This is a genomic window from uncultured Ruminococcus sp., from assembly GCA_902785355.1.
In the GTDB taxonomy this organism is placed as follows: domain Bacteria; phylum Bacillota; class Clostridia; order Oscillospirales; family Acutalibacteraceae; genus Ruminococcoides.
Genome location: CACZYF010000035.1, coordinates 24,689 through 34,865, shown reverse-complemented (window position 1 = coordinate 34,865; position 10,177 = coordinate 24,689). Strand labels below are relative to the sequence as shown.

At 56.1% G+C, this 10,177-nt stretch carries 6 protein-coding genes; 2 read left to right on the top strand and 4 right to left on the bottom strand.

Annotation, left to right across the window (positions count from 1 at the left end):
• Positions 1–298 precede the first annotated feature (298 nt).
• The 4 genes from R2I50_RS08295 to R2I50_RS08280 all read right to left on the bottom strand — a co-directional run bounded on the left by R2I50_RS08295 (position 299) and on the right by R2I50_RS08280 (position 5,912).
• The gene (locus R2I50_RS08295; RefSeq protein ID WP_316608684.1) at positions 299–3,706 is read right to left on the bottom strand and encodes a dockerin type I repeat-containing protein; all 3,408 of its coding nucleotides are present in this window, start codon (positions 3,704–3,706) and stop codon (positions 299–301) included.
• 125 nt (positions 3,707–3,831) lie between these two features.
• On the bottom strand, positions 3,832–4,383 hold the full coding sequence (locus R2I50_RS08290; protein WP_316608683.1) for a hypothetical protein: 552 nt from the start codon (positions 4,381–4,383) through the stop codon (positions 3,832–3,834).
• 175 nt (positions 4,384–4,558) lie between these two features.
• Positions 4,559–5,668, bottom strand: a complete 1,110-nt coding sequence (locus R2I50_RS08285; protein WP_316608682.1) for an endonuclease/exonuclease/phosphatase family protein — start codon at positions 5,666–5,668, stop codon at positions 4,559–4,561.
• A gap of 19 nt (positions 5,669–5,687) precedes the next feature.
• Complete coding sequence (locus R2I50_RS08280) at positions 5,688–5,912, bottom strand: hypothetical protein (RefSeq protein WP_316608681.1); 225 nt, start codon at positions 5,910–5,912, stop codon at positions 5,688–5,690.
• Between the two features lie 191 nt (positions 5,913–6,103).
• Between R2I50_RS08280 and abc-f the strand changes: the two genes are divergently transcribed.
• Entirely contained in the window at positions 6,104–8,005 is a 1,902-nt protein-coding gene (abc-f, locus tag R2I50_RS08275) for a ribosomal protection-like ABC-F family protein (protein WP_316608680.1), read from the top strand.
• Complete coding sequence (locus R2I50_RS08270) at positions 8,002–10,122, top strand: dockerin type I repeat-containing protein (protein ID WP_316608679.1); 2,121 nt, start codon at positions 8,002–8,004, stop codon at positions 10,120–10,122. Before abc-f ends, R2I50_RS08270 begins: the two co-directional genes overlap by 4 nt.
• The last annotated feature ends 55 nt before the right edge of the window (positions 10,123–10,177 follow it).

Genomic DNA, 10,177 nt, shown 5'->3' with positions numbered 1-10,177 from the left:
GTTGGAAATCCCCTCGCGAGTTCCTTTACCATTTCCTCAATACCAGCGAGGTCATCTTTTCTTGAATTTGTGTAACACATCATTGACAAACCAACACAAGTTGAAAATGGGTATTCATTCATTTGATGGCAATATTTGCGCCGCAGAATCCTGTAGGGGCTGAATTCATTGCAGCGGCCGGATTCATCCCGCCCGATTGATAATCAGAATTGATTATCAATATTGATCGTGCTTTCAGACAAAAGCGCCTCCCGCTCGGGGAGGCGCAATAATCATGCCGTTAAGCTCAAATGATCGTTCAAGACCAGAGAGTGCTCTTCCCGCGCGCGTGAGAGTTGATCTTACCCGCGTCGGCGGTGGTGACTTTATTATCCTTGGTAACATCGGCGCACCTGAATTCGTAGCCGGTGAGCGTCGTTTTGCCGCGGGCGTGCGAATTGGTCCTACCGTAGTCCACAGTCGTGACCTTTCCGTCGCCGTTGATGTCACCTAACGGGTGGATCTTGACGTCCTGTGTCACGGTTCCTCCGCTGACGGTGATCTCATAGTCGCGGGTGACGTGATTTTTCTTGCTGACACGCAGGGTGTACTTTCCCTCGGGAACGCCGCCGAGTGTATAGGTCGTGCTGTTGCCGTAAACCTCGGTGCTGTACTTTGCCTCGCTCTCGCCCTCGGGGATCAGCTCCAGCGTGACCTTCTCCGCTCCCGTGAGGAAGCTCGTCACGCTGCCGCTGACATCGCCGGAGGTGATATCCGACGGTGTGAAGTAGACAAACGCCGTGATATAGCCGCTGTCCGCGCTCTTGGAATCGGTCAGTGTTCTGTGCTCGGGCTCCATCGCCTGCGTGCTCTCGGTGAAGTAGAGCTGTCCGCCGTGGGCGTTTCTGTAGCTGAATTGCTTATTGATATGGATAGAATAACGGTAGATCTCGCCCGCCTGATAGGTCGAGAAGTCCTCGGTCTTGTCGTTCGCGGGATCGTCGTCCTTGATACTGCTTATATCGGTGACGTGCATCACGCTGTTGCCCAAGAAGAGCACGCCCTCCTGCTCGGACGAGAGCGGCATCCAGCTTATGTCGTCGATCTTCTGCTTCTTAGAGCCCGCGTTGGGGATATCGAGGTTGAACATCACGCGGTCGAGGTAGTCGTCGCGCCAGTCGATGAGCTTCTCGCTCCTCTCCATGTCGAGGTCGATGAAGTCATAGCTCTTATCACCAGAGGAGACAGGCTCAGCGTCAAAGAAGGTATCCTGTCCGCAGTAGGTCGCGCCGTAGTAGGTCATGCCGTTGATGGTGATCTCGAAACGATCGGGGTCGACGGTATAATCCGTTCTGCCCGAGGCGCCGTTGGGTTTCTTGATGTCTACAGGGTAGACGACGCCATTCTTCGGGTAGATACGAACGGTCGGATAATAGACGAGATTGCCCTCGAAGGTATCGCCTGTAAATTCACGGGAGCTGGAGCTGTACTGACCGACGTAGTTCCAGACCAGCTCGGCGGTGAAGTTCGCGCTCGACGGTACGCTCAGCGCGCCGCGGTAGACGGTCTCGCCCGCCTTGGGAGTCAGGAGCTTTTCATCGATCGTCAGATCATACTTCGTCGTCGATACCAGCAGCTTGGCAGAGGCGGAGATCGAGGAGCCGTACTTCACGGTAACGTTTGCGGAGCCGGGCTTGCGCGCATAGACGCTGCCGCCGCCCTCCGGCTCGGCTACCGAGGTATCGGAGGAGGAGTAGCTGATATTACTCGCGCTGCCGGTGCTGTTCTGCGGGGTCAGCAGGTAGTCGAAATCGACTGTGTTAAAGGGGGCGGTTACGACAAAGCCGTTGCTGACGTCCATGTTATAGCCGTCAACGTTAGCATGTATCTCGATGCCCTGCGGCGGGCGTGAGACGTTGATCGTTACAGTGCCGGAGGTTGCCGAGTTGTCGTAGTTGTCGTATGCGGTTACGGAGAATTTATATGTGCCCGCGGTGAAAAACTGCGTTTCATGCCCCGGTGCGCCGAAAAGTTCTGCGATGGTGATGGTGTTGCCTGTTGTAGTTTTATATTTGACATTCGGCTTTGTATCCGCGGGCCAGCTCACGTTCTGCCATTTATAGCGGGTGATCGTACCCCAGCCGGTGCCGGAGCTCTTTGCTGTCAGGGTCGGGGTAGTACTGCCGTCCTGCTTGATCGAGCAGGTAGCCGCCGAACCGGTGATACCCAGCGTTCTGGTGCCCGCCTTGACACCGAGATAGATCATCTCGTCGCTGATATAGTCCTTGCCGCCCATCGTGTAGCCTACGCTGTACCAGCCGATGGCGCCGGAAGAGCTCAGGTCGGCAGTATAGGTGGCGCTTCCTACGGAGCTTGCGATCTTTGCGCCGTCCTTTGCCCAGAAGATACCCGTGGTGCTGTTGGCGTTGGTACACGAGAGGGTGATCTTCTTGTTCGCGGCCGAAGCGTCGATCAGCGCGCGGCGGGACGAATCGGGCGTGACGGAGGCGGTGATATTCGGGAAGCAGACGATATCGCCGTCCGACTGCAGATGGCTGAGCCTCTCGCCGTTCTTGTACAGGTCGACCATGTACCGCGCCCGGGTGATACCGCGGTACATATCGGCGCGGGTGATCTTGTTGACCGTATCGTTAAAGCTTTGGCTCGTCCATGTTCCTTTGTTATTATAAAACGAGAAGGTCGCGACGTAGCTGTTGATACGACCCGAGCGTATCAATTTATCAAGGTTCGCCTTGGTGCAGTCGCCCGCGGGGCTGAGCATGCCCATCGACAAGAGGGAGTTATCGAGCGGATTCGACCAGTCAAAGGCGATATCGAGCTCGGGCGCTGACATATCCGGCTCCACGATCTTCACCTTGGTCAGCATTCCGTCCTCATGATTGACCACGTGCTCTCCGGTGCCGTTCGACCATACCTCCATATCGTAACAGCGCAGATAGAAGGTCTGTCCGACCTGCAGCTTGTCCTTGTTCACCTGCGGCATATCGTTCAGGTCGATCTCACCGTTCTCGTTCACCGCCACGGAATGAACATAATTCTCTCCGTCATAGCTCAGCCGCAGACCGGCTTTCACGCCGTGCTCGTGCTGATTGACCTGATCATAGTCGCGCTGGGAAGGATAATAGAGCGAGTTGTAGACCACAAAGCGCAGGGGCGAGCTCTTGTCCCATTCATAGACCGTACCGATGGGCAGCTCACCGTAGCGGTTCTCGTTCGGGAGGAACTGACTCACCGTTCTAAAGGACTGTTTCTTTTCCGGCTTGACGGTGATATATTTTGAGGTTTCGAGCGTTTCGTTCGCGTGTACCTGCTCATAAGTCAGTTTACCTGTGCCATTCTTATAGACCTCGGTCTTGCTTTGGGCAACGGCGAGAGAGAGCGCGCGCCCCGGAATACCGATATTACCGTAGGAGGTGGAAACTGGATCATCAGCCGTAATACCCATATCATAATATGTTCCCATTGCAATTTTATAATCTTGCTTATGGGTATCATATTCACCGCCGTAGACACGGATATCGACCTCGTCACTAATCTGCATAACGTCGGCGCAGCCCATGCCCCAAAACTCGCCGTCATAGATGGTCAGAGCACCGCCGGTCGCTTCAACAGCGGCTGCGCGTTTTTTTATCTCGTCATATCTGACAGAAGTAAAACCGCGTCCCATTATCGTGCCGCCGTTGATCTGTACTTCACCACTGCTCATAATGATAGCAGTACCGTTGATCTGGCGATAGTAATATTTCGCATCACCTCCTGCATAAAACTTTTGTGATCTACCAGCTTCCAGTACACCGCCGTTAACAGTCAGCTTGCCGCCGGTTACCGCAATCAAATGGTGTTTATTTTTATGATAATTTGTCGTTGATAGAGTACCACTTTGAAGTAATCCGTTATAATTGATGTACCACTGTTCTTATTGTCGTTGATGACCAGCTCTGCTCCGGAAGGAACACGGATCATATACATGGCTTTTGAGGATTCTTGTCTGTCATTGTACAGCGTGAGGTCATACCCGTTGAGCTCAAGCACCTTGGTACCCTTGCCCAGCGTACACCAATGCTCGACAAAATCGGCGTTTCTGTCGCCCTTCTCTCCGATACGTGCGGAAATATCCTTGTTCAGCGAGATCATGATATCGCCGTCCGCCTCGAGGAGCGTTTTCAGCCCCGCGCCGTCGGTGGGCACCGCCACACCGGAGAACGTCGGCTCCGCGCCTGTTTCCGCGACCTCGGTCTCAGCCGCCGTGGCTGTCAGCGCCGTAAGCGGGATCATCGAGAACAGCATGACCGCCGTTAGGATGATCGCTGATAATCGGTTGAGATTGCCGCTTCGGCGGACAAGCCCGCCTCCTCGCAATGACGTTCGTAATACCTTTTTCATTTGGATTCCTCCTTAGGGATAAGATTGGGAATGTGCATGATGGGTATGTGCTGATTGAAATGTTGTAAAGTGTTGTAGGGGCTGAATTCATTCAGCCCGCAGCTTGTCGAGAAAGTATCAAAAAATATATGAGCAGTCGATTTCCAAGGCTCCCTTTCCCAAAGGGAGCCTGATACTATTTCAGCTTGAACTTCATCTTCACGGGGTTATGGTCGGAGTACTTAAAGCCCGTATCGATGACGTCGACGAAGGTCGGCTCGATGTTATCGGAGACGATGAAGCCGTCGAGGGTAACGACGAAGCTCGCGTCGCTGTAGGGGATGTCGGTGTTGCGGGTAGAGGGGCGCAGACCGCTCGCGTAATCCGTCACGCGGGCGAAGCCCTCGGGGATCAGCTCGGCGGGGAACTCAGCGCACCACGCGAGCGCCTCGAGATCCTCGGGGGTCGCGTCGTTCAGCTTATACTTACTGTCGCCGGTGAAATCATGGTTGAAGTCGCCGCCGCAGATAACGTAATTGCCCTTTTTATACTCCGCCGCCATATCGTCGAACATCATCTGCATCTGGCGGGTCTGGAGGTCGCCGTCGGTACCGTAGGCGGAGGTATGGGTGTTGATGATGACCAGCTCCTTACCGTTCTCGGTCGGAATATGGCTGATGCTGTAGGCGCGGTCGAGGTCGAGAAACTTCTTGAAGCCCTCGGAGATCGGCAGGCTGCGGCGGATCGCGTAGTCGATACCGCTCTCACTGAGGGTTAGCAATCCACTGTTGGATGCGCCGTGGGGCCGGGTAAAGGGATAGAAGAGGAACGCCGAATGGTAGTTCACCGCGAAGACCGAGCTGTAATCGGGGAATCGGTCGATCAGCTGCTGCCGCTCGTCAACATGATAGCTGCGGGTGGAGCCGAAGTCGACCTCCTGGATCAGGGCGAAGTCGGCGTTGTTCTCCTTGATGATATCCGCCGAACCGTCGATACAGGCGACGACGCTCTCTTCGCTCTCAGCCCACGAGCTCTTGCCGCCGTCCATGAAGAAGGTGAAGTCGGGCGTGTACGCGCCGAAGCCGACATTATAGGTCAGGGCGGTATATTCCTTATTAAGCTTCACCGCGGCGGACTTCGCCGTACCCTTAGGGATCAGCTCCTGATTATCCTCGATACGGTCGTAGGAGATAAAGACGTAGGCGACGTAGACGATCGCGGCGACGAGGATCAGCGCGATCACCGTCAGCGGGATCTTCCACCATCGTGTCTTTTTCTTCTCCTGCATTGGCTTGTTGACATACATAATACACCTCGAAAGGGGGTTATCCCTTATGCGACGCGATCAGCTCGTCAAGCTTTTTGAGAGCGTCCTCGGGCTCGATACCCGCTTTGCCGCACAGATCGGCGACGGTAGCGTTCTTGATCAGCATCTTACCGATCGGGGAGTTCACGATGCTGAAACGGCTGTCGATCTTTACGAGTTCCTCAGGCAGCCACGGGAACTGCTTCAAAATCTCTGCTATTTTGGTATTTACGTCAAATTTCATATAAATCACCTCAAAATTTTATTGATAATACTATATTAATGTAAAGGCGGCAAAAAGTCAATGGACGATAAGAAAGTTCTGCACGGGAACTCCCTCCGCCAAAAGGCGCCCGGTTAATTTTCCTATTGCTCTTTCGGCAGATTTAAGGTAGAATAGAGATATATTGCCATTAATCTGAAAGAAGTGAAGCTATGCCTGTCTTATCACTGAGCAAGGTGTCGATGGCGTTCGGCGAGCGCACCCTGTTCGAGGATCTGAGCTTTGAGGTCGAAGCACGCGACAAGGTCGGCTTGATCGGGCGCAACGGCGTCGGTAAAACCACCCTGTTCAAGATCATCTGCGGTCAGCTCGAGCCGGTCTCGGGCGTTGTCGCCTCGCAGCGCGGGCTGAACATCGGGTATATGGAGCAGCACGCCTGCTCCAACGGAACACGCAGTATCTATGACGAACTGGAATCGGTCTTTGACTACCTCAAGGAGATGGAGTGCGAGATCGACGAGCTAAACCGCGCCGTCAGCGAAGGCGCCGTCGACCTGATCGACCGCCAGACAGCGCTGATGGAGCGATTCGAGAGCGAAGGCGGCTTGACCTACAAGAGCCGCACCCGCTCGGCACTGCTGGGTCTGGGCTTTAAGAAAGCGGAGTTCGGGATGCCGACCTCGGCGCTCTCGGGCGGTCAGCGCTCCAAGCTCAGTCTTTTGAAGCTCCTGTTATCCAAAAGCGATATGCTCCTGCTCGACGAGCCCACCAACCATCTGGATATCGCCTCGGTCGCGTGGCTCGAGGGCTTTCTGCGCGATTTTAAAGGCGCGATGCTGATCGTCAGCCACGACCGCTACTTTCTCGACGCGGTCACCAACAAGACCGTCGAGATCGAACACGGCAGAGGCACTGTTTACAAGGGCGCGTACTCCGTCTTTATCGAGAAGAAGCAGGCGCATGAAAAGGCGCTCGAGAATAAATACCAGAACGATATGAAGGAGATCAGGCGTATCGAGGGCATCATCGAACAGCAGAAGCGATGGAACCGCGAGCGCAACATCCGCACCGCCGCGTCGAAGCAGAAGGAGATCGACCGCATCAAGGAACAGCTCGTCGAGCCCGACAGCGCGCTCGAGAGCATCCGAATGCGCTTTGAGCCCCGCCACGAGAGCGGCAACGACGTGCTGATGGCGAAGGATCTCAGTAAAGCCTTCGGGGACAAGAAGCTGTTCAGAAACGTCGACCTGCATATCACCAAGGGCGAGCGCGTCTTCATCCTCGGCGATAACGGCTGCGGAAAGACGACCCTGTTCCGTATCCTCAACGGCAAGCTCCGCCCCGACACGGGCGAATATGAATACGGCGCGATGGTGGACGTCGGGTACTTCGATCAGATGCAGGAGAACCTGAACCTCAACAACACCGCCATCGACGAGATCTGGAACACCTACCCGCAGCTCACCGAGACCAAGGTGCGATCCTCCCTCGCCGCGTTCCTGTTCAAGGGCGACGAGGTGTTCAAGCCGCTGTCCGCCATGAGCGGCGGAGAAAGAGCGCGGATCTCGCTGTTGAAGCTCATGCTGGGCGGGTACAACCTGCTCCTGCTCGACGAGCCGACCAACCACCTCGACGCGTCCTCACGCGAGGCGTTGGAGGATACCCTGCGCGATTACGAAGGCACGCTCGTCATCATCAGCCACGACCGCTACTTCATCAACAAGCTCGCCGACCGTGTGCTTGCACTCGGGAAGAACGGCGTGACTGAATACCTCGGCAACTACGACAACTACCTCGAGCGCATCTCGGCGCAAGCCGTATCAGAGGACGGAGAGAAGCCCGCCGAGAAGAAGGAAAAGCCCCTCAACGACTGGCAGCTCAAAAAGCAGCGCCAAAGCGAGGAGCGCAAGCGAAAGACCCAACTCACCCGCACCGAAGCGGAGATCGAGGAGCTGGAAGCGAAATCGGAAAAGCTGCAAGATCAGCTCGCGCGGGAGGACGTGCAGAGCGACTACGAACAGCTGATGGCGCTGACTGCCGAGCTAGAAGAAACCCAAGGCAGACTCGAGGAGCTGTACGAGCTCTGGGCTCAGTTACAGGAGGACACGGAATGAAAAGACTGATTTCCATCGTACTTTCGCTTTGCCTGTTATTCGGTACATTTTCTTTTACCGTTCACGCGGAGCAGTCGTTTTCTTTTAATTCTGTATTAGAATTATACCAAGCCTTTCCCCCGTCGGACGGCAGAATCACCATCCCTGCGGGTACGGAACTCACACTCAGCGGTTATTACACCCTTGAAGATACGCTCGTGATCGCGAAGGACGCTTCCGTCGACCTTGCCGAGGACAGCCTTCTGCAGGCAGACATCATCAACAGCGGCACGTTCGAGCTGGAGCCCGGCTCGATTCTCGCTCCCGCCGAGGGCGGTTCGATCACGAACAACGGTTCTCTGAATATCTATGACGGCGCCGCGCTCGACGCCGACGACGGCACGATCGTCAACAACGGCGATCTGCTGCTGTACGGCAAGCTGTATTTCAGCGTCGAGAGCGACGGTAGGAGCCGCTTCATCCATAACGGTACGGCGGACTGTGATGACGAAGCGAAGATCATCGTCACGCATGCCGACCCCGCTCACCCCGCCGACATGGTCAAGGCAGTCGAAGCGATCCGCACAAAGCTCGGCGGTACGATCTTTGCCGAAGCGACAGATTACAGCGAGCTCGTAAAGCTCAACAGCAGCAAGTCGATCGGCGGGATCTGTCTCGACTCACGATCAGGCAGCGTCACCCTCGACGGCGACCTCACGCTGAACAAGCCTCTGTGGATCAACGACTGCGAGCTGGTGCTCTCCGCGAGCCGATCGCTGACCGCGAAGAGTCAAAACCTGCTGTTCAGCCGCGACGGCTGTATCACCTGTGAAGAAGGCGGCGGAATGCTCGTGATCGACGGCACGCCCCTGATCTGCGGCTCATCCTGTACGGCGCTGATCACGCCGGTCAGCGGGAGTGTTTCGCTCTGTCCCGACAGAAGCGCGGAGGATCGCTACTACCCTCTCCCCGCTCAGGATATCACCGTCAACAGCAGCAGTCTTGCACAAGCGAAGGGCACGCTGCCCGAGACCTCGGAGTTCAGCGTAAGCATTGACGAGGGCGGCACCCTGTCCCTTTCGGGCAAGCTCTCATGCCCCGTCCTGACTGATAACGGCACTATCCAAACGAACGGCTTTGCCCTCGACTGCGGCGTGATCTATTACGGTACATCGAGCGCTCCCGTAAGCGGCAAGATCAGCGGAGAGTCGCTGTATGAGCTCGCTGTCGACCCGGGCGACGGCTTCTCCCCCGTCAGCCGCACCTACGCTTCGGCAGGCGACCGCGTGTATCTCGAATACATGGACGTCGACTGCGACAGTCTCTTCGGCGACGGAACCTTCCTCAGCTGGAACACACTCTCTCCGTGGACCGACTCTCCCAAGGCGACCGTCACCAAGGACACCGACGAGAACAGCTACGACTACGGCTGGCACTACCTCACCATGCCCGCTTATCCCCTCTCTCTGACGGCTCAACGCGATACGGTCGCGTATGAATCGACCGCCGACGGCGTGACCGTGACCTTTGACGGTCTCAACGGTCATGAATACACTATGGTCTACCTCGACAAGAACAGCTCCGAAGAGACCCTCGCGTCTCTCGGACTCAGCCGCCGCACGACGGACAGCATGATGAAGGAGCTCGGCGAGCTGACCGACGGCGACCTGCTCAACGTGATGATGCTCATGATCTTCGACGAAGAGGGCAATATGCTCAGGCATACGTCCGCAGAGCTGAGGCTCCCGCTGACGGAAGAAACGACGCATTACAAGACGCTTTCCCTCTACCCTGTTGATTCCGAATATCCGACTATTGACAGCGATGACAGGATCCCCGCCGAGCTCGACGGCGATACGCTCGTCATTCAGTTCAGCGAGCTCGCCGACTGCTACGCGCTGGTCGGTACGGAGAAGGGCTTCCTCCTCGGCGACGCCGACAGCGACGGCAAGGTCGATATCACCGACGTGACCGCCGTGCAATACCGGCTCGCGGAGATCGAAGTCCCCGACTTCAGTGATAAAGCCGCCGACGCCGACCGCTCCGGCGACGTCAGCGTCACGGACGCAACCTTCATCGGACGGTACGCCGCTCTGCTCGATACCCCCTACCCTATCGGTTCGATCCTCTTTGAATAACAGTAACGCCCGCCGTACCATCTCGGTACAGCGGGCGTTGTTTTTTCTGTAACTT